Here is an 18,588-nt window from a genome sequence, read left to right as displayed (position 1 = left end):
GGTGGATCGATGGCGGCTAATCTCATCTCACCTATTGACACAAAGTGTGTCGCCTGCCACATTTGATGAATCATTCCTCCACGCAAGCCCAGTTTCTTGAATCAACTATCGATTGGATGGCCATGACCGACATCGTCAGAATGAGCGCCTGCGACCTGCGCGATGCCATCGCGGCGAAGGAGCTCTCGGCCCGCGAGGTCACCCGCGCGCATCTCGACCGGATCGACGCGGTGAACCCCGCGATCAACGCCATCGTGACCTTGGACTCCGACGGTGCGCTGGCCGCTGCCGACGCGGCCGACCGGGCGTTGGCCGCGGGCGTCGAGCCGGGCCCGCTGCACGGCCTGCCGGTGACGTTCAAGGACACCCACGCGACCGCCGGCATGCGCACCACGCTGGGCTCGCCGCTGTTCGCCGACAACGTGCCGACCGAGGACGCGGAGACTGTCCGACGAATCGGCGCAGCCGGTGCCATCCGCCTGGGCAAGACCAACGTGCCCGAAATGGCCGCGGGCTCACACACTTTCAACTCCGTATTCGGGACGACGGTGAATCCGTACGACACCACCCGCTCGGCCGGCGGCAGTTCCGGCGGTGCGGCCGCCGCACTCGCTGCCCGGATGACGCCGCTGGCCGACGGCAGCGACATGGGTGGATCGCTGCGTAACCCGGCGTCGTTCTGCAACGTCGTCGGCCTGCGCCCGACCCCCGGCATCGTCCCGAGTCCCGGTGGCGGCATGGGCTTTTCGCCTCTCGGTGTGTTGGGTCCGATGGGCCGGACCGTCGACGACGTCACGCTGCTGCTGTCGGTGATGGGCGGCGGACATCCGCACGACCCACTGACCACCGGACGCCCCGCACCCACGCTCGACGCCGAAGTCGCGTCGCTGGGCGGACTGCGGGCAGCCTGGGCTCCGACGCTCGACGGTCGCATCCCGGTGGAGGCCGAGGTGCTCAAGGTGCTCGAGCCGTTCGTCGGCTCCCTCGGCGGATACGGCGTCGATGTCGAGCCGGCCTGCCCGGATCTCGATGCCGCCGAGCGGGTCTTCCGCACCTTGCGGGCCGCGGAGTTCGCCCTGGAGATGTCCGATGCACTGGCACAGCAGCCGGAGGCGTTCAAGCCGGATCTCGCCTGGAACATCCGTTGCGGTGAGGAACTCGGCGCAGCCGACGTCGCCGCCGGGTTCCGTGATCTGACGATGCTGCACTGCCGGGCCGCCGACTTCTTCGAGCAGTACGACGTGCTGCTCGTGCCGACCTGCCAGGTACTCCCCTTCGACGCGTCCGCAACCTACCCCACCGAGATCGACGGGGTGCCGCAGCACACCTACCTCGACTGGATGCGTGCCTGCTATCTGCTGACACCGCTGGGCATTCCGGCGCTGTCACTGCCCGTCGGCTTCACCGACACCGGATTGCCGGTCGGTATCCAGGTACTGACCGCCGCACACACCGAGAGGAGACTGCTGTCCATCAGCCGGGCGCTGGAAGCACTGACCAACGCCGCGGCGATCGAACCGCACCTGCCTGTCTGAGATGACCCGCTCCTCGACCTGAGTTCCTCGCAAGTCCGGGGTCTGCCAACCCCGTCCCGCCTCATCGACCGACAACCCGAAAGCTACCACCATGAAACACACCATCGCCAGCCCGCCCCAGCTGGCCGTCGCCGCGATACCGGTAATCGCCTTTCTCGCAATGCCTTTCCTGCCCTTCGTGAACACCGACGCGCTGTGGTTCGGCGTGCCGTCGGTGCTCGTGTGGTCGTTCGGCGCGGTTCTGCTGACCGTCGCCTCACTGAATGTCGTCGACTACATCGGCCGGCGTGACCGGCTCTCCGACGCCGGCACCGAGGGCACGGAGGTCACCCGATGATCACCGTCATCGTCACCGTCGGCATCGTGTTGATCGCGGTGCTCGGCATGACCGGCCGCAAGAAGGCCCGCGATGTGGAATCCTGGGCGGTCGCCGAACGCAACATGCCCCGGTGGACCTCCTGGTTCCTGCAGGCCGGAGAGTCGTTGACCACGTTCAGCTTTCTGGGTCTCGCGGGCATCGCGTTCGCCGGCGGCGCGAGCGCCACCTTCGCCGTCGCCTACCTGACGCTGTCGGCGATCCTGCTCTACTTCATCTCTCCCCGGATCCGTGACCTCGCGGTCAACAAGGGCTACGTGACAATGTCGGACTTCCTGTCCGATCGGTATCGCTCACCGTGGCTCGGTCGGGTGACCGCAGTGGTCGGTGCGTTGAGCCTCATCCCGTACTTGCAACTCCAGATCACCGGACTCGGCCTGATCGTGCAGCTCGCCACCGGATCCGAAGCGGCACGCGGACTTTCGATGGTCATCGCGAGCGCACTCGTCGTGCTGTTCGTCACCCGGTCGGGCATCCGCGGCATCGCGCGCGTCGCCTACCTCAAGGATGTCCTCATGGTGGTGGCACTGCTCATCGTCGCCGGCGGCGTGATCATCTCCATCGGTGGCGTGCCCGAGGTCTTCGGTCAAGTCGCACAACATGATCCGGTGATGCTCACCCTGGGTGCCCATGGCTACGACACCACGTTCTTCGTGACGTCGGTGATCGTCACCACGCTGGCCGCCGGCTTCAACACCTTCCCGCACCTGTGGCCGCCGGTGTTGGCCGCCAAGAGTTCTGACGTCCTGCGGTCGAACTACAAGTGGCTGTCGCTCTACCAGGTTGCCCTGTTCCTCCCGATCTTCATCGGCTTCGCCGCCATCCTCGTCCTCGACCCGGCCACCAAGCCCAACGCCGCCCTGTTCGGTGTCGCAACCGCAACGCTGCCGGCTTGGCTTGTCGGTGTCGTGGCAGTGGCCGGCGCGTCGGCCGCGATGGTCCCGTCGGCAGCCATCGCAATGGGCATCTCCACTCTGGTGACCCGCAACGTGCTGTCCATCGGCAATCCGCGCACCGCACTGCGCGTCAATCATGCGGTCGTCGTGGTCGCCACCCTGGGTGCGCTCGCCTTCGGGCTCAAGCAGTCCAACATCGCCGAGCTGCTGCTCATCACGTATGGCGGATTGGCACAGCTCATTCCGGCAGTCGCGATGGCACTGGGCGTCCGCGTCCGGATCGGCGCGCTACCGATCATGCTCGGTGCGATCACCGGCATCGTGTCCGTCATCGTCCTCACCTTCGCTGACATCAACGTCGGGAGCTGGGACACCGGCCTGGTGTCGTTGCTCCCCAACGTGATCGTGGTGGCCGTGGCCGAGGTGATTCGTCGGACGACGATGACCACGTCGACCCCGGAGCCGACCGCCGCACCGAAAGTGACCGTCGAGGTCTGAGGGTTCGACGCCTGGACGCCTCAGGTGACCTGGCCGGTCCAGGCGTCGACCAGATCATGCTCGGTGAGCCCGACCAACGTCTCCCGGAAGCTGCGCAAGGTGCCCGACGGTACCGGCGCCGCCGACGGGATGACGAGGGTCGGGCATCCGGCTGTCGTCGACGCGATGGTCCCGGTCGGCGAATCCTCCACGGCCAGGCACTGATCGGCGCGCAACCCGAGCGCGGAGGCAGCCTTCTGGTAGATGTCCGGTGCCGGTTTACCCCGGGGGACTTCGTCGCCGCAGACAGTGGCGGTGAATCGCGCCGGACCCAGCGTTTCCAAGGCGACGACGACGAGTTCGCGAACCGTGTTGGTCACCAGCACCATCGGCAGTCCGGCGGTCGCCACCAGATCCAGTGCCGCGGCCGCCCCCGGTCGCCACGGCAGACCCTGCCGGAACAGGACCGCGACGCGGTCCAGAATCCAGCGACTGTCGGCGGCGATGTCGCGGTCGGCCGGCGCCACGTCGGCTGCGTCGTGCACACGGGTGATGGCGTCGGGCAGCGAGTTGCCCAGTGTCGACTCGCGCAACGCCGGGGACATCACGATGCCGTGACGTACCGCGAGGTCCTCCATCGCGATGTCCCAGAGCGGTTCGGAGTCGAGCAGGGTGCCGTCCATGTCCCAGAGCACGGCGGCGGGCCCGGTCTGTGCGAGGTCGGTCTGTGCGGGAGTGCTCACCCCAGCATCATCGCAACCGAAGTGCCGCGCGGCGAAAAGTATCGACGACGGCATAGACCATGCCGAGTGCCGCGAGCGCCATCATCGACGCGTAGATCGTCAACGCGGTGTCACCCCGACCGGAGGTGTAACCGCTGCTCCCGCCGTGTTGGCCGCCGCCGGACTGGCCACCGCCGCCCGGGTGGCCGCCACCCGGTCCCCCGGCGCCGCCGCCTGGACCGCCGGTTCCGCCGTGATGAGATTCACCGCCGAAGCCGGGACCGCCGCCGGGCGCATGCCCCTGTCCACCAAACCCCTGACCCCCGAACCCGTGTCCCTGGTCACCGGTCAGCGACGAGTGATAGACGCCGATCGCGGCGGCCTGGATGAGGACGGGGATCAGCACGAAGCGCAGCGGCAGGTAGAACGCCATCACCACGCTGAGGATCTCCGCGGTGTAGAAGTAGCGGTCGTGCATGGCCGGGAGCAGGAACGGCACGATCACTGCCGACGCGGTCGCGACCACGAGGATCGACGTCGGCGTCACCGCGGGCTTCTTCCACAGTGACCAGGCGAAGAACGCGGCGATCACGGTCGCCGCCGCAGCGATCCCGAGATGCGCGAGCCACGTGGCGTCGCCCGCGATGGGGATCAGTTGGTACAGGTTGGCGGCGCCGAGCGTGAGCTGCTGATACGAGCCGGTCTGGTCGAGGTAGACCGACAGCGCGGTACTCCAGGACGCGCCGGCCAGCACGGCCGGGATGTCGAACAGCAGGTACACAACCGGGATCGCGAGTAGTGAGTACCACGGCAGCCGACGACGCAGCAGCAGCCACAGCAGCACCGGGAACACGAAGATGGCCTGCAGCTTGAACGACACCGCGATGCCGAAGAATACGCACGCCCACACCGAGTTCCAGACGAGCCGATCCCGCTGGGCGCGCAGCAGGAAGCAGACCCCGCCGAGCACGAACGCCGAGTAGATGGCGTCGGCCTGCCCCCAGTAGGCACTGTTGGCGATCACCGACGGCAACAGCACCACGACCCCGAAGGCCGCCGCGCGCAACCAGAATCGGTCGGTCCGCAGTGCGACGATGCGGTAGGCGAAGAAGCCCAGGACCAGGTCGAAGCCGATCGAAAGCGCCTTGATCCCGACCAGCGCCGGGATGTTGAGCGCGGTGAGCACCCAGATCAGGTACAGGTAGGGATAGTTGTAGTCGGCGAAACGTTCCTTGAACGCGCCGAACCCCTGGGTGTCGAGCGTGCTGTACCACCGGCTGAGGAACGCCTGGTAGTCCATCGTCTCGATGTGCAGGAAGCGAACCCGGATGCCGATGGCCACCGCGACGATCGCCGTGAGTACCAGCCACCGGATCCACCGTCGCGGAGTGCGGTCGGCGGCCACCTCGGGTGGTGGCGCCGCCGACGGCGTGGACGCAGGCAGGGTCGCAGATGTCATGTCACCACTGTCGGCGGTCAAGCTGTGAAGACGGTGGCAGCCCGCTGCCAGGTTCAGCCCGGTTTCGTGTGGGTCCGGTTCAGGCCATCGATTCGCCGGTGTCGGCCTCGATGAGTGCCCGCGTGCGTGCGGCCGTCGCGGCACCCCAGCGTGACGTCGACACCACCGCGAGGATGGTGATCGCGATCCCGACCAGCGCCATGATCAGCCACGCCGGGCGGGCTGCCGCGGCCAGTCCGTCGGCGACCGATCCGTCGACCCCGGAGAACGCGAGCGTGCCGAACACCGCCACACCCAGCGATGTACCGACCTGCCGGCCCGTCGAGGTCATCGACGATGCCAGTCCCGCTTGGGATCTGGGCATGCCGGAGACGGCGGCGTTGGTGATCGGGGCGTTCACCAAACCGGATCCGATGCCGAAGAACATGTAGGCGACGCCGATGAACCAGAGGCTCGTGTCGGTGCGCACCATCATCAACATGACGCCGCTGATGACGATCGCGAGGCCGCCCATCGCCATCGGCACGCGGGCACCCCGCGCCGCCACCAACCGTCCGGCGAGTGGCGCAAAGGCAGCGCTGGCGACCGCCATCGGTAGCGTCATCGCGCCGGCTTCCAGAGGTGACATACCGCGCACCTGCTGGAGGTAGAGCGTGTTGAGGAACAGGAATCCGCCGGTTGCGGCGAACAGGATCACCGCGGTGCCGATGGCGCTGGTGAACGGTGCGCTATGGAAGAACCGCGGATCCAACAGCGGTTCGGTCCGGCGGGTTTCGTACCAGATCAACGTGGTGACCGCGCAGATCGCGACGACGAAGCAACCGATCACCACGCCCGACGTCCAGCCCAGTCCGCGGCCTTCGATGATGCCGTAGGTGAGGGTGGCGAGGAAGGCGAAGATCAGCACCTGCCCCAGCGGGTCGGGCCGACGCGCACGTTCGGCCTTCGACTCGGGGACGAAGCGGGCGGTGAGCACAATCGCCAGCAGACAGATCGGGACGTTCAGCCAGAAGATCGCCTCCCAGCCGATGCCGTCGACGAGGGCGCCGCCGACCACCGGACCGAGGGCCATGCTCACGCCGATTGCCGCCGCCCACATGCCGATTGCGTGCGCGCGTTCCTTGGGGTCGGTGAAGACATTGGTGATGATCGACATCGCCACGGGATTCAGCATCGAGCCGCCGACGGCCTGCAGCATGCGTGCGCCGATCAGCATCTCCGGCGACGTCGACAGCGAACACAGGATGGACCCGACCGCGAACACCACGAGTCCGACCTGGAAGACACGTTTGCGGCCGAGCCGGTCGCCCATCGACCCGCCGAGGGTCAGCAGGCTGGCGATGACGAGGGTGTAGGAGTCGATGACCCACTGCAGCTGCGCCGGCGTCGCACCGAGATCGGTGCTGATCGACGGCAACGCCACGTTGACCGCGGACACGTCGATACCGACGATGAACAGGCTCAGGCAGCAGGTCGCGAGGATGATCTTGCGGTGCCGTGCGGAGAGTTCGCCGACCACCTGAGTCGTGGCGGCGACGCTCATCCGTCGGCCGCCACACGCAACGATTCGAGCAGGTCGGCCAGTGTGCGGAGTTGCGTGGCATCGAGTGCGGCGAACATCGGCGGCGCGGTGGCCGGGTCCTCGGTGACCGCCGCCACCGCGCGACGACCCTCCTCGGTGATCGTGACGAGCTTGCAGCGTCCATCCGTCGGATGTGGCCGGCGCGTGGCCAGTCCGCGCTCGACGAGGTCGTTGACGATGCCGCTGGCCGCCGGCGCGTCGACACCGAGCCGCTCGGCGAGCTCCCGCTGGGTCAGATCGCGTACCGCGATCCGACGCAGCGCGCGGAAGCGGCTGAACGGGATGTCGATGACCGCGCTGATACGGTCGCGCGACGACTTCGCCTGATCGCGCACCAGGCTGTTCATCGCGAACCACACTTCGGTCGCCGTCGGCACCGAGGACCCAGCATCCGCCGGAACAGTTGGATTCATACAACTGTTGTAGAACTACAACTGGTTTGTGTCAACTCAACTAGCGTTCGTCTTCCAATGCGCGTTGCTCAGCGAGGAGCTCTTGCACCCGCTTACTCAAGGGGCGGCCCGTCCGTTTGCTGGCATGCTCGGCCATGCGAGCGAGGGCGTACTGAGACGACTGACTCAACTGCAGACCGTCGGCTCGCTGACCGTGCTTGCCCTGTTCTGCCGTCATGGCGCACCCCTTCCCGGCTCTACCGTGCCATTATCGTCGCCGAGCCACAGCTCGACCACCTTCTGGAACAACTCGTCGTCGGGCCTGGTGGCCAACCGGGACTGTGCAAGATGGGTAAGCATGAGGACTCCGAAGTCGGCCTCGGCACATCGACTGCCCGACCTCGGAGACTCCCGCTGAAGATGACGACACTGTATCCCGCCGTCCGACAAGACTCGTGTCGGATCGGCACCTGTGCACAACATGCGGTTGGCTGTGGGTTGTGGACACCGAGATGGGCGGCAAACCGTACGGGTCGCGCGCGTCCGAGTACATAGACCTGTTCGGCTCCATCAACGCCACGTCACCGCTCGACCGGGATTTCATCGGCAGCTGGGCGGCCGGTGTTTACGGACCGATTCTCGACGTCGGGTGCGGCCCCGGTCACTGGACGTCGTGGCTCACCGACAACGGCTGTGATGTCGTCGGCATCGACCCGGTCGTCGAGTTCGTGGACCACGCACGTCGGGCGTTTCCCAGGTCGAGCTATCGCCTGGGGAGTGCCGAAGACCTCGACGTATCCGACGCCGAGGTCGGCGGAATCCTCGCCTGGTACTCACTGATCCACCTCGCGCCCAACGACATTGACGCCGTTTTCGATGAGTTCGCGCGAGCCCTGCGGCCGGGCGGCACGGTGCTGATCGGGTTTTTCGAGAGCTCCCGCGTGGCACTCTTCGACCACGCCGTCACCACCGCCTACTTCTGGCCGATACACGATCTCTCGCACCGACTCAGGCGGGCCGGGTTCGCCGTCACCGCCACGCAGTCCCGCCACGATCCGGGCGCGCGACCGCATGGGGCGATAGTGGCGCGAAAGCACGAGCAACCCACGCACTTCACACAGCAGACGTAGGTTTGACACCATGCATCCACATCAACAGTTGGATTCATACAACTGTTGATGAACTACAACTGTTCGGTGTCAACTCTCGCCGTCGGCGGCGCGCCGCTGCTCCTCGAGCAGCTCCTGCGCTCGCTGACTCAGCGGGAGACCCGTCCGCTTACCAGTGGACTCAGCGATCCGAGCAGCGGTGTACAACGACGACAGACTCTTTCGCGGGCCACTGGGAGCGTGGTGTCGGCCCCCGCTGACACTCGGAACGTGCTGGACCTCATCCGTTGTCATCAGGACCTCCTCCGACCTGTTTGTTCATTATCGCCGTGAAGCCACGTTTCGGCGATCGCATTGAACAGCCTCGAATCCGGCTCCGTCGCCAATCCCGACTCGGCGACGTGCTCGACGACCACCCATCCGAAACCGGACTCGACTGGATCGGTGCTCAGAGCGTGGTCAAACGCCCAGCTCAATCGTCGCCACCATTCGGCGCGCCGGTCGGCACGGTTCTTCTGCCACCACGTCAACAGCCGACGTAGGCTCGACACCATGTCCACCATTCTGGTGTTCGGGCACCGCAACCCCGACACCGACGCGATCGGCGCCGCCATCGGACTCGCCCGCCTCGAGCAGGCCCTGGGGCAGGACGCACAGGCCGTTGCGCTCGGTAAGCCCAACGCCGAAACCCGTTATGCCCTAGATCATTTCGGACTAAAAGCGCCGCGTGTCATCGAACGCGCGGCGCCGGAGACCACCGACGTGATGCTCGTCGACCACAACGAACGCCAGCAGAGCGTCGCCGACATCGCCGACCTCACCGTGCACAAGGTCATCGACCACCACCGCATCGCCAACTTCGAAACGACTGCGCCGCTGTACTTCCGCGCCGAACCCGTCGGCTGCACCTGCACCATCCTGACCCGGATGTACGACGAGAACGACATCCCCATCCCCGGCGACACCGCGGGCATCATGGCGTCGGCGATCATCTCCGATACCCTGCTGCTGCGCTCCCCGACCACCACCGACGCCGATCGCAACGCCCTCGCCCATCTGGCGTCGATCGCCGACATCTCCCCCGACGCCTACGGCACCGATCTCCTGCGCGCCGGCACGGACCTCGGCGATGCGCAGCCGGCAACACTGATCGGCCGAGACGCCAAGAGCTACACCATGAGTGGCACCGAAGTCCGCCTCGCGCAACTGAATACCGTCGACCCGACGGACATCCTCGACCGCCGCGACGAGTTTCTCGCGGCGATGCGCGCCGAGGCCGAGCATGCGGGCTACGACCTGTTCCTGCTGCTGATCACCAACGTGTTGACCACCGACTCCGACGTCCTGGTGGTCGGCGACCCCCTCGACGCGGTAGATGCCGCCCTCACTGTGACGATCCGCGACGGACACGCTTTCGCCAAAGGTCTGGTGTCACGTAAGAAGCAGATTGTGCCGCAGTTGACCCGGGCGCTGGCCCAGTAGTCCCGCTAGAGGAATTTCGCGCGGGTGCGTTCCACGGTGCGCTGCGCCCACTCCCCGGTCGACGCGTAGCCGACGACGACCAGCGCGACACCCAGCACCGCCATCAGCATCCACGCGGGATGCGAGGCATCGGCGAGTCCGGTGCGCAGATCGTCGGTCGCAGATTCGTCGACCTGCGCAAAGGCGATGGCGCCGAAGACCGCAACACCCAGTGACGTGCCCACCTGACGGCTGACCGACGCAACCCCCGACGCGACGCCGGCTTGTTCCTTCGGCATCCCGGATACGGCGGCGTTGGTGATCGGCGCATTCACCAGTCCGGCTCCGACACCGAGAACGGCGTAGGCGAACCCGAGATACCAGAAGCTGGTGGTGTCCGACATGGCGACCAGCATCAGACCGGACAGTGTCGTGGCCACGCCCGCGATCATCATCGGGAGCCGCGCACCGCGACTCGCGACGATGCGCCCCGACAGCGGTGCGCAGATCGCCATGGCCCCGGCCATCGGCAGGGTCATCAGACCGGCCTGCAACGGACTCAGGCCGCGGACATCTTGCAGGTACAGGGTGTTGAGCAGCAGGAACCCGCCCATCGCGGCGAAGGCGATGAGAGCCGCGATCACCGAACTGCTGAACGGGGCGCTCCCGAAGAACCGCAGATCGATGAGCGGCTCGTCCCGGCGCGACTCGACGAGCAGGAACGCGACGAAGGCCACCACCCCGATCACGAAGGAGCCGAGCGTGACGACCGAACCCCAGCCCAACTCGTTGCCCTCGATGATCCCGAAGGTCAGGGTCGCGAGAAAGACGAAGAGCAACACTTGCGCGGCCGGATCGGGTCGTCGTTGCCGTTCCGCCCGGGACTCCGGCACGTACCGCAAGGTCAGCAGGATCGCGATCGCACAGATCGGGACGTTCAGCCAGAAGATGGACTCCCATCCCAATCCGTGCACCAACGCACCGCCGACGACCGGCCCCAGCGCCATGCTCAGCCCGAACGCGGCACCCCACATACCGATGGCACGGGCGCGGGCCGCCGGGTCGGTGAATGTGTTGGTCACGATGGCCATGGCGACCGGATTGAGCATCGATCCGCCGACGGCCTGCACCATGCGGGCGCCGATGAGCATCTCCGGTGACGTGGCCAGCGAAGCGCCGATCGACGCCAGCGCGAACACGGTCAGCCCGGTGAGGAAGATGCGCTTGCGCCCGAGCCGGTCGCCGAGCGAACCACCGAGCATCAGCAAACTCGCCAGCACCAACGTGTAGGCATCGATCACCCATTGCAGCTGCGACGTCGACGCACCGAGATCCGCCGCGATCGACGGCAACGCCACATTGAGGCCCGTCGAGTCGATCCCGACGATGAGCAGACTCAGGCAGCAGGTCGCCAGAATGATCATGCGCTTGGCATCGGTCATCTGGTCGTCGGCCCCCACCGGCGTCCGCTCACCCGCACTCACGTGTTGAAGTACTTCGCTTCCGGGTGATGCAGCACGAACGCATCGGTCGACTGCTCCGGATGCAACTGCAACTCCTCCGACAGCACCACACCGATCCGCTCCGGCTCGAGCAGATCCATCATCTTGGCACGATCGTCCAGGTCCGGGCAGGCGCCGTAACCGAAGGAGAAGCGCGCACCGCGGTACTCCAGGTCGAAGAAGCCCTGGGTGTTCTCGGGGTCTTCACCCGCAAACGACGTGCCGGCAACGGTCAGTTCGCTGCGCACCCGCTGATGCCAGTACTCGGCCAGCGCCTCGGTGAGCTGCACACCGATACCGTGCACCTCCAGGTAGTCGCGGTAGGCGTCCTCGGCGAACAGCGTGTTCGCGAAGTCCGCGATCGGCTGCCCCATCGTCACCAGCTGGAACGGCAACACGTCGACCTGGCCGGCCTTCTCCGCGTCCTCGCGGGACCGGATGAAGTCGGCGATGCACAGGAATCGCGGTCGCTGCTGGCGCGGGAAGCCGAAGCTGTAGCGCACGTCGGCGTCCGGGCGCGGTTCGCTCAGCACATGCACGGTATCGCCGTCGCTCACCGCCGGGAAGTAGCCGTACACCACGGCGGCGTGCTGCAGGATGCCCTCGGTGGCGAGCCGGTCGATCCAATACCGCAGACGCGGACGGCCTTCCGATTCGACGAGATCCTCATACGACGGACCGTCGCCGCCCCGCACACCACGCAGACCCCACTGCCCCAGGAACAGGGCGCGTTCGTCGAGCAGCTGCAGGTAGTCGTTGATCGGCACACCCTTGATGATGCGGGTGCCCCAGAACGGCGGTGTGGGAATGTCGTTGTCACTCACCACATCCGATCGCGCCGGGATCTCGATCGGGGTCTCGGCGGCCTTGCGCTTCTCGGCGATCCGCTTCGACCGCTCATGGCGGGCCTTGCGCTCGGCGGCTTTCTCCTTGGCCGCCAACGCCTCCGGGCTGTCCGGCGCCGGACCCTCACCACGCTTGGTGGCCATGATCTCGTCCATCAACCGCAGCCCCTCGAAGGCGTCGCGCGCGTAATGCACGTCGCCGTCGTAGGTTTCGGTCAGGTCGTTCTCCACGTAGGCACGGGTCAGCGCCGCACCACCGAGCAGCACCGGGTAGGCGTCGGCCACCCCACGGGAATTGATCTCCTCGAGATTCTCCTTCATCACCACCGTGGATTTCACCAACAGGCCCGACATGCCGATCACGTCGGCCCTCTTGTCGTTGGCGACTTCCAGGATCGTGTTGATCGGCTGCTTGATGCCGAGGTTGACGACCTCATATCCGTTGTTGGACAAGATGATGTCGACCAGGTTCTTGCCGATGTCGTGGACGTCGCCCTTGACGGTGGCCAGCACGATCCGACCCTTCCCGTCCTCACCGGTCGACTCCATATGCGGTTCGAGGTGGGCCACTGCGGTTTTCATGACCTCGGCGGACTGCAGCACGAATGGCAGCTGCATCTGGCCGGAGCCGAACAGTTCGCCGACGGTCTTCATGCCCGACAGCAGGGTCTCGTTGATGATCTGCAGTGGCGGAACCTGTTTCATGGCCTCGTCGAGGTCGTCCTCGAGGCCGTTGCGTTCGCCGTCGACGATGCGCCGCTCGAGTCGTTCGAACAGCGGCAGTTTCGCCAGTTCGGCGGCGCGGGACTCGCGCGCCGACGCCGCCGACACACCCTCGAACAGCTCCATCAGCCGCTGCAGCGGGTCATAGCCTTCGGCTCGGCGGTCGTAGACCAGGTCGAGCGCGACTTCCCGCTGTTCGTCGGGAATCTTGTTCATCGGCAGGATCTTCGACGCATGCACGATCGCGGTGTCCAGGCCTGCCTGCACACATTCGTGCAGGAACACCGAGTTGAGCACCTGTCGCGCAGCCGCATTCAGGCCGAACGAGATGTTGGAGATGCCGAGGGTGAAGTGCACGTCCGGATGGGTCTCGTGGAGCCGGCGGATCGCCTCGATGGTCTCGATGCCGTCGCGTCGCACCTCTTCCTGCCCGGTGGAGATCGGGAAGGTCAGGGTGTCGATGATGATGTCTTCTTCGGCGAGACCCCAGTTGCCGGTGATGTCGGCGATCAGTCGTTCGGCGACCTGCACCTTCCAGTCGGCGGTCCGCGCCTGCCCCTCTTCATCGATGGTCAGCGCCACCACGGACGCACCATGTTCGACGACCAGCCGCATGATCCGCGCGAACCGCGAATCGGGACCGTCACCGTCCTCATAGTTCACCGAGTTGACCGCACACCGCCCGCCGAGGGCTTCCAGGCCGGCCTGGATCACCTCGGGTTCGGTGGAGTCCAGCATGATCGGCAGCGTCGACGACGTCGCGAAGCGACTCGCCAGCGCGGTCATGTCGGCGGCCCCGTCACGTCCGACGTAGTCGACGTTGAGGTCAAGCATGTGCGCGCCGTCGCGCGTCTGGTCCTTGGCGATGTCGAGACACTTCTGATAGTCCTCGGCGAGCATCGCCTCGCGGAAAGCCTTGGAGCCGTTGGAGTTCGTCCGCTCGCCGATCATCAAGATGCTGGCGTCCTGATCGAACGGCACCGCGGTGTAGAGCGACGACGTCTCGGACACATGCTCGGGACGACGGTCGGCCGGGGTGAGTTCGGTAACCCGTTCCGCGACCTGCCGGATGTGCTCGGGGGTGGTGCCACAGCAGCCACCGACCATCGACAGGCCGTAGTCGGTGACGAAATCGCCGAGTGCGGTCGCCAGTTCGTCGGGTTGCAGCGGGTACTCGGCACCGTTCGGGCCGAGCATCGGCAGACCGGCGTTCGGCATCACCGATACCGGGATGCGGGCGTGCTGGGAGAGGTAGCGCAGGTGTTCGCTCATCTCGGCCGGGCCGGTCGCGCAGTTGAGGCCGATGAGGTCGACGCCGAGCGGCTCGATCGCGGCCAGTGCGGCACCGATCTCCGAACCGAGCAGCATGGTGCCGGTGGTCTCGACGGTGACGTGACTGATGATCGGGATGTTGCGGCCCAGATCGCTCATCGCCCGGCGTGCGGCGACGACGGCGGCCTTGACCTGCAGCAGGTCCTGCGACGTCTCGATCAGGATGGCGTCGGCACCGCCGTCGAGCATGCCGGCGACGCACTCGTAGTAGGCGTTGCGGATGACCTCGAAGGTGGTGTGCCCGAGGCTGGGCAGTTTGGTGCCGGGACCGATGGAACCGAGGACGAATCGGGCGGTACCGTCGGCCGACGGTCCCATCTCGTCGGCGACGCCACGCGCGATGCCGGTCCCTTTGTACGACAGTTCCCGGATCCGGTCGGCGATGTCGTAGTCACCGAGGTTGGAGAGGTTGCAGCCGAAGGTGTTGGTCTCGACGGCGTCGGCGCCGGCCTCGAAGTAGGCGCGGTGGATGCTCGCAAGGACGTCCGGGCGCGTGTCGTTGAGGATCTCGTTGCAGCCCTCGAGATTGTTGAAATCATCGAGGGTCAGGTCGGCAGCCTGCAACATGGTGCCCATCGCCCCGTCGCCGATCAGCACCCGACGCGACATCGCCGTCAGGAATGTCGTGTCGTAGTCGGTCGGTTCGATGGCGGGTGTCGGCATGCTTGACAGCGTAGTTCGCCCTCTCTCGGGGTTCGGTCGTAGGCTTGTTCGGTGAACGCTGAGCAGATGTCGAACCTTCCCCAGCTGCGCAGGCCTATTCTGTTGGCCGCATTCGAGGGGTGGAACGATGCCGGTGACGCCGCCAGCGCCGCGGTGGAACATCTGGCGCTGGCCTGGGACGCGGTACCGCTGGTCGATATCGACGCTGATGAGTACTACGACTTCCAGGTCAACCGGCCGACGGTCAAGCAGATCGACGGTGTCACCCGACGGATCGACTGGCCCACCACATCCATCTCGTACTGCACCCCCCATGGTGCGGACCGTGACATCGTACTCGTTCGCGGTATCGAACCGAACATGCGCTGGCGGGCGTTCTGCGCCGAGATCGTGGACCTGGCGACGGCACTCGAGGTGGAGACCTCGGTGATGCTCGGCGCGCTGCTTGCCGATACCCCGCACACACGCCCGGTCCCGGTCACCGGGTCGGCCTACAGCAGCGAGGCGGCGGCGCGGTTCAACCTCGCGGAGAGCCGGTACGAGGGGCCGACCGGGATCACCGGGGTGCTGCAGGACCTGTTCGTACAGGCCGGTTTTCCGGCGGTGTCGTTCTGGGCGGCGGTGCCGCATTACGTCTCGACCCCGCCGAACCCCAAGGCCACGGTGTCGCTGCTGCAGCGGGTCGAGGACGTCCTCGATCTGGAGGTACCGCTGGGGACGCTGCCCGAGCAGGCCGAGGAGTGGGAGCGTGCGGTCACCGAGATGACCGAGGACGACGAGGAGATCGCCGAGTACGTCCGCGGGCTCGAGGAACGCGGCGACGCCGAGATCGACACCGACGAGGTGATGGCGAAGATCGACGGCGACGCGCTGGCCGCCGAGTTCGAGCGCTACCTCAAGCGTCGCGGTCCCGGCGGTGGGCCGGGAACTGCCGGCGGGTCCGCCCGCGGACCGGGGCCCTTCGGCGGCTGACCGCTCAGCCGATCCGTTCGATCGAGACGACCGGGGTGGTGATGCGCCAGGTCCGGACATCGGGATCGTCGGCGGCGCGCACCCAGAACTGCGCGGATTCGCCGACGCGACAGGACTTCACCCCGAGCAGCGGAATGTCCTCGGAATCACGCCGCAGCCGGCTGACCGTCCAGTCCTCGCTGTCGTCGCCGCCGACGCCGGGTGCCCGCAGCAGGGTCATCTCGTCGAAGTCCAGGAGGTACGTCGACGTTCGGGTCTGTACGGTCCACACACCGGTGGTGGTGTCGGCCTGGATCTCCTGCTTGGGTGCCACGCGAAAACTGTACTAGCCGGGTCCGACTACTTGAGTCCGACACCGAGGAGCGCGTCCACGGCCTGCACGATCGCGGCCGGCGCGCCGGCGTCCTGACCGATACCCGCTTCGACATCCGCGCACCAGCCGTCGATCGCGGCGAGCGCCTTGGGGCTGTCGAGGTCGTCGGCGAGGTGCTGCCGGACGCGGGCGATGACCGGGTCGGCGTCCGGAGCTGCGGTGGCCGCGGCGGCGGCACGCCACCGCGCCAGCCGTGCCTGCGCGGTCTCGAGGACTGCGTCGGTCCACATGCGGTCGCCGCGGTAGTGATCGGCCAGCAGGGCCAGGCGGATGGCGGCCGGGTCGACGCCGGCGAGCCGGAGCTTGGAGACGAAGACGAGGTTGCCGCGGCTCTTGGACATCTTCTCGCCGTCGAGTCCGACCATCCCGGTGTGCACGTAGTGACGGGCGAAGCGTCGGGAGTCCGACAGCGCCTCACCGTGCGCGGCGGAGAACTCGTGGTGCGGGAAGATCAGGTCGTTGCCGCCGCCCTGGACGTCGAACTCGATGCCGAGGCGGTTGATGGCGATGGCCGAGCATTCGATGTGCCAGCCGGGGCGCCCGGGTCCCTGCGGGGAATCCCACGACGGCTCGCCCGGTCGCGCCGCACGCCACAGGACCGCATCCAGGGGATCCCGCTTGCCCGGGCGATCGGGGTCGCCGCCGCGCTCGGCGAAGAACTTCTCCATGGTCGCGCGGTCGTAGTTCGACTCGTAGCCGAACTGTTCGGTGGCATCCGCGCGGAAGTAGACGTCGGGGTACTCGTCGTCGTCCACGACGTAGGCCGCCCCCGAGGCGAGCAGCTTGCCGACCATCTCGACGACCTCGTTCACCGACTCGATCGCGCCGATGTAGTCGCGCGGCGGCAGCACCCGCAGGGCGGTCATGTCGTCGCGGAATAACTGGATCTGCTCGGAACCGAGGTCCCGCCAGTCGACGTGATCGCGTTCGGCCCGCTCGAACAGCGGGTCGTCGACGTCGGTGATGTTCTGCACGTAGTGCACATCGTGGCCCTGGTCGCGCAGCACTCGATTGACCAGGTCGAAGGTCAGGTAGGTGGCGGCGTGGCCCAGGTGGGTGGCGTCGTAAGGGGTGATGCCGCAGACGTACATGGTGGCGGTCGCACCCGGGGAGACGGGCCGGACCGCGGCGTCGGCGGTGTCGTAGAGGCGAAGTGCCGGACCGGTGCCGGGGACGTTCGGGATAGCGGGTTCGGGCCACGACTGCATGCCCACCACTGTATGGCCCGATGATTTCCGCGGAGAAATCGCGTCTACCCCGCAGAACACTGCTCGTTCGAGAGAATGGATCGACATGCAGAAACTGATCGGAGGCCTCGGGCTCCTCGAATCGCCCCGCTGGCACGACGGCCGGCTGTGGTTCGCCGACTGGACCGCCGGACAGATCCGCGTGCTCGCCGACGACCGACGCAGCAGTCGCGTGGTCGTCGAGCATGAGTCGCTGCCACTGTGCTTCGACTTCGCCCCGAACGGCACCCTGCTGGTCGTGTCGGCCGCCACCCAATCGTTGCTGCGCTTCGACGGCGAGCAGCTCATCCGGTTCGCCGATCTGACACCGCTGTCGACGATGGGCGCCAACGACATCGTCGTCGACGGCCGCGGCAACGCCTACGTCAACAGCCCGAACGCCCCGTTCGGCTCCACCAGCCCGCCCGACGAACCAGCACCCGGGCGCATCGCGCTGATCACCCCGGACGGCGCGGTCACCGTCGTCGCCGACGACCTCGACTTCCCCAACGGCATGGCGGTCACCGCCGACAATGCGACGCTCATCGTCGCCGAATCATACCGACAGCGGCTGAGCGCCTTTGATATTCGCGACGACGGCACGCTGGGTGAGCGGCGTGTGTTCGCCGAGCTGCGCGAGGATCCGCCCGACGGCATCACCGTCGACGCCGACGGCGCGGTCTGGTACGCCGACGTCCCGCACGGTCAGTGCGTCCGGGTCGCCGAGGGTGGCGACGTGCAGCAGCGGGTCACCGTCGACCGCGGCGCGTTCGCCTGCATCCTCGGCGGCGCACCTCGGGATCCCGAACTGTTCATCGTCGGCGCGCAGTGGCCGGGCGCGTCGGGCCTGTCCGACGACACCGACTGGGATGGCGCGGTGTGGTCGGTGCCGGTGGATCGTCCAGGGTCGGGCTGGCCCGGCAACTGAGCAGCCGCAGTGTCG

General features: G+C 66.8%; 15 protein-coding genes. 7 read left to right on the top strand and 8 right to left on the bottom strand.

All coding sequences use genetic code 11. The annotated features are described in order from the left end of the window. Positions 1 to 116 precede the first annotated feature (116 nt). The 3 genes from AAFP30_RS13145 to AAFP30_RS13135 all read left to right on the top strand — a co-directional run bounded on the left by AAFP30_RS13145 (position 117) and on the right by AAFP30_RS13135 (position 3,305). The gene (locus tag AAFP30_RS13145; RefSeq protein WP_419230361.1) at positions 117 to 1,535 is read left to right on the top strand and encodes an amidase; all 1,419 of its coding nucleotides are present in this window, start codon (positions 117 to 119) and stop codon (positions 1,533 to 1,535) included. 91 nt (positions 1,536 to 1,626) lie between these two features. Further along, a complete protein-coding gene (locus AAFP30_RS13140; protein WP_419230360.1) occupies positions 1,627 to 1,872 on the top strand; it encodes a hypothetical protein in 246 nt (81 codons plus the stop codon). Then, positions 1,869 to 3,305: a sodium:solute symporter family protein gene (locus AAFP30_RS13135; RefSeq protein WP_419230359.1), complete on the top strand. Its 1,437-nt coding sequence runs from the start codon at positions 1,869 to 1,871 to the stop codon at positions 3,303 to 3,305. The genes AAFP30_RS13140 and AAFP30_RS13135 overlap by 4 nt, the downstream gene beginning before the upstream one ends. A 20-nt stretch (positions 3,306 to 3,325) precedes the next feature. Here the strand turns inward: AAFP30_RS13135 and AAFP30_RS13130 are convergent, their stop codons facing one another. From AAFP30_RS13130 to AAFP30_RS13115, 4 genes are all read right to left on the bottom strand, one after another. Next, on the bottom strand, positions 3,326 to 4,081 hold the full coding sequence (locus tag AAFP30_RS13130) for an HAD family hydrolase (protein ID WP_419230358.1): 756 nt from the start codon (positions 4,079 to 4,081) through the stop codon (positions 3,326 to 3,328). Then, positions 4,035 to 5,465: a hypothetical protein gene (locus AAFP30_RS13125; protein WP_419230357.1), complete on the bottom strand. Its 1,431-nt coding sequence runs from the start codon at positions 5,463 to 5,465 to the stop codon at positions 4,035 to 4,037. The genes AAFP30_RS13130 and AAFP30_RS13125 overlap by 47 nt, the downstream gene beginning before the upstream one ends. Before the next feature lie 79 nt (positions 5,466 to 5,544). Continuing rightward, positions 5,545 to 7,008, bottom strand: a complete 1,464-nt coding sequence (locus AAFP30_RS13120; protein ID WP_419230356.1) for an MFS transporter — start codon at positions 7,006 to 7,008, stop codon at positions 5,545 to 5,547. After that, positions 7,005 to 7,460 (bottom strand): MarR family winged helix-turn-helix transcriptional regulator, encoded by a 456-nt coding sequence (locus tag AAFP30_RS13115; protein WP_419230355.1) that lies wholly within the window; start codon positions 7,458 to 7,460, stop codon positions 7,005 to 7,007. Before AAFP30_RS13115 ends, AAFP30_RS13120 begins: the two co-directional genes overlap by 4 nt. 491 nt (positions 7,461 to 7,951) lie before the next feature. Between AAFP30_RS13115 and AAFP30_RS13110 the strand changes: the two genes are divergently transcribed. Together AAFP30_RS13110 and AAFP30_RS13105 are read left to right on the top strand one after the other, a co-directional pair. Then, positions 7,952 to 8,569 (top strand): class I SAM-dependent methyltransferase, encoded by a 618-nt coding sequence (locus AAFP30_RS13110; protein WP_419230354.1) that lies wholly within the window; start codon positions 7,952 to 7,954, stop codon positions 8,567 to 8,569. Positions 8,570 to 9,100: 531 nt separating this feature from the next. Then, entirely contained in the window at positions 9,101 to 10,030 is a 930-nt protein-coding gene (locus AAFP30_RS13105; protein WP_419230353.1) for a manganese-dependent inorganic pyrophosphatase, read from the top strand. 5 nt (positions 10,031 to 10,035) lie between these two features. On the opposite strand, the gene AAFP30_RS13100 is transcribed toward AAFP30_RS13105, so the two are convergent. Together AAFP30_RS13100 and metH are read right to left on the bottom strand one after the other, a co-directional pair. Next, positions 10,036 to 11,451, bottom strand: coding sequence for an MFS transporter (locus AAFP30_RS13100; protein ID WP_419230725.1), 1,416 nt, complete (start codon positions 11,449 to 11,451; stop codon positions 10,036 to 10,038). 38 nt (positions 11,452 to 11,489) lie between these two features. Next, positions 11,490 to 15,074, bottom strand: coding sequence for a methionine synthase (gene metH, locus AAFP30_RS13095; protein WP_419230352.1), 3,585 nt, complete (start codon positions 15,072 to 15,074; stop codon positions 11,490 to 11,492). A 51-nt stretch (positions 15,075 to 15,125) separates the two neighbouring features. Here metH and AAFP30_RS13090 point away from each other — a divergent pair, with 51 nt between their 5' ends. Next, positions 15,126 to 16,046 (top strand): PAC2 family protein, encoded by a 921-nt coding sequence (locus AAFP30_RS13090; RefSeq protein WP_419230351.1) that lies wholly within the window; start codon positions 15,126 to 15,128, stop codon positions 16,044 to 16,046. Between the two features lie 4 nt (positions 16,047 to 16,050). On the opposite strand, the gene AAFP30_RS13085 is transcribed toward AAFP30_RS13090, so the two are convergent. Continuing rightward, positions 16,051 to 16,359 carry a hypothetical protein gene (locus AAFP30_RS13085; protein ID WP_419230350.1) on the bottom strand — a complete coding sequence of 103 codons (309 nt, stop codon included), beginning with the start codon at positions 16,357 to 16,359 and terminating at the stop codon, positions 16,051 to 16,053. Positions 16,360 to 16,385: 26 nt separating this feature from the next. Beyond that, positions 16,386 to 17,627: a cysteine--1-D-myo-inosityl 2-amino-2-deoxy-alpha-D-glucopyranoside ligase gene (gene mshC / locus AAFP30_RS13080; protein WP_419230349.1), complete on the bottom strand. Its 1,242-nt coding sequence runs from the start codon at positions 17,625 to 17,627 to the stop codon at positions 16,386 to 16,388. A gap of 85 nt (positions 17,628 to 17,712) precedes the next feature. On the opposite strand from mshC, the gene AAFP30_RS13075 reads away from it, so the two are divergent. Next, the gene (locus tag AAFP30_RS13075) at positions 17,713 to 18,573 is read left to right on the top strand and encodes an SMP-30/gluconolactonase/LRE family protein (RefSeq protein ID WP_419230348.1); all 861 of its coding nucleotides are present in this window, start codon (positions 17,713 to 17,715) and stop codon (positions 18,571 to 18,573) included. Positions 18,574 to 18,588: the final 15 nt, after the last annotated feature.

It is taken from the genome of Gordonia sp. CPCC 205515, from assembly GCF_048537925.1.
Classification (GTDB): Bacteria; Actinomycetota; Actinomycetes; order Mycobacteriales; family Mycobacteriaceae; genus Gordonia.
This window is presented reverse-complemented; position numbering and strand designations above follow the sequence as displayed.

Coding starts and splice junctions, on each gene's coding strand:
- AAFP30_RS13145 (WP_419230361.1), top strand. CDS start 117: ATGGCCATGACCGACATCGTCAGAATGAGCGCCTGCGACCTGCGCGAT.
- AAFP30_RS13140 (WP_419230360.1), top strand. CDS start 1,627: ATGAAACACACCATCGCCAGCCCGCCCCAGCTGGCCGTCGCCGCGATA.
- AAFP30_RS13135 (WP_419230359.1), top strand. CDS start 1,869: ATGATCACCGTCATCGTCACCGTCGGCATCGTGTTGATCGCGGTGCTC.
- AAFP30_RS13130 (WP_419230358.1), bottom strand. CDS start 4,081: ATGCCGTCGTCGATACTTTTCGCCGCGCGGCACTTCGGTTGCGATGAT.
- AAFP30_RS13125 (WP_419230357.1), bottom strand. CDS start 5,465: ATGACATCTGCGACCCTGCCTGCGTCCACGCCGTCGGCGGCGCCACCA.
- AAFP30_RS13120 (WP_419230356.1), bottom strand. CDS start 7,008: ATGAGCGTCGCCGCCACGACTCAGGTGGTCGGCGAACTCTCCGCACGG.
- AAFP30_RS13115 (WP_419230355.1), bottom strand. CDS start 7,460: ATGAATCCAACTGTTCCGGCGGATGCTGGGTCCTCGGTGCCGACGGCG.
- AAFP30_RS13110 (WP_419230354.1), top strand. CDS start 7,952: ATGGGCGGCAAACCGTACGGGTCGCGCGCGTCCGAGTACATAGACCTG.
- AAFP30_RS13105 (WP_419230353.1), top strand. CDS start 9,101: ATGTCCACCATTCTGGTGTTCGGGCACCGCAACCCCGACACCGACGCG.
- AAFP30_RS13100 (WP_419230725.1), bottom strand. CDS start 11,451: ATGACCGATGCCAAGCGCATGATCATTCTGGCGACCTGCTGCCTGAGT.
- metH (WP_419230352.1), bottom strand. CDS start 15,074: ATGCCGACACCCGCCATCGAACCGACCGACTACGACACGACATTCCTG.
- mshC (WP_419230349.1), bottom strand. CDS start 17,627: ATGCAGTCGTGGCCCGAACCCGCTATCCCGAACGTCCCCGGCACCGGT.
- AAFP30_RS13075 (WP_419230348.1), top strand. CDS start 17,713: ATGCAGAAACTGATCGGAGGCCTCGGGCTCCTCGAATCGCCCCGCTGG.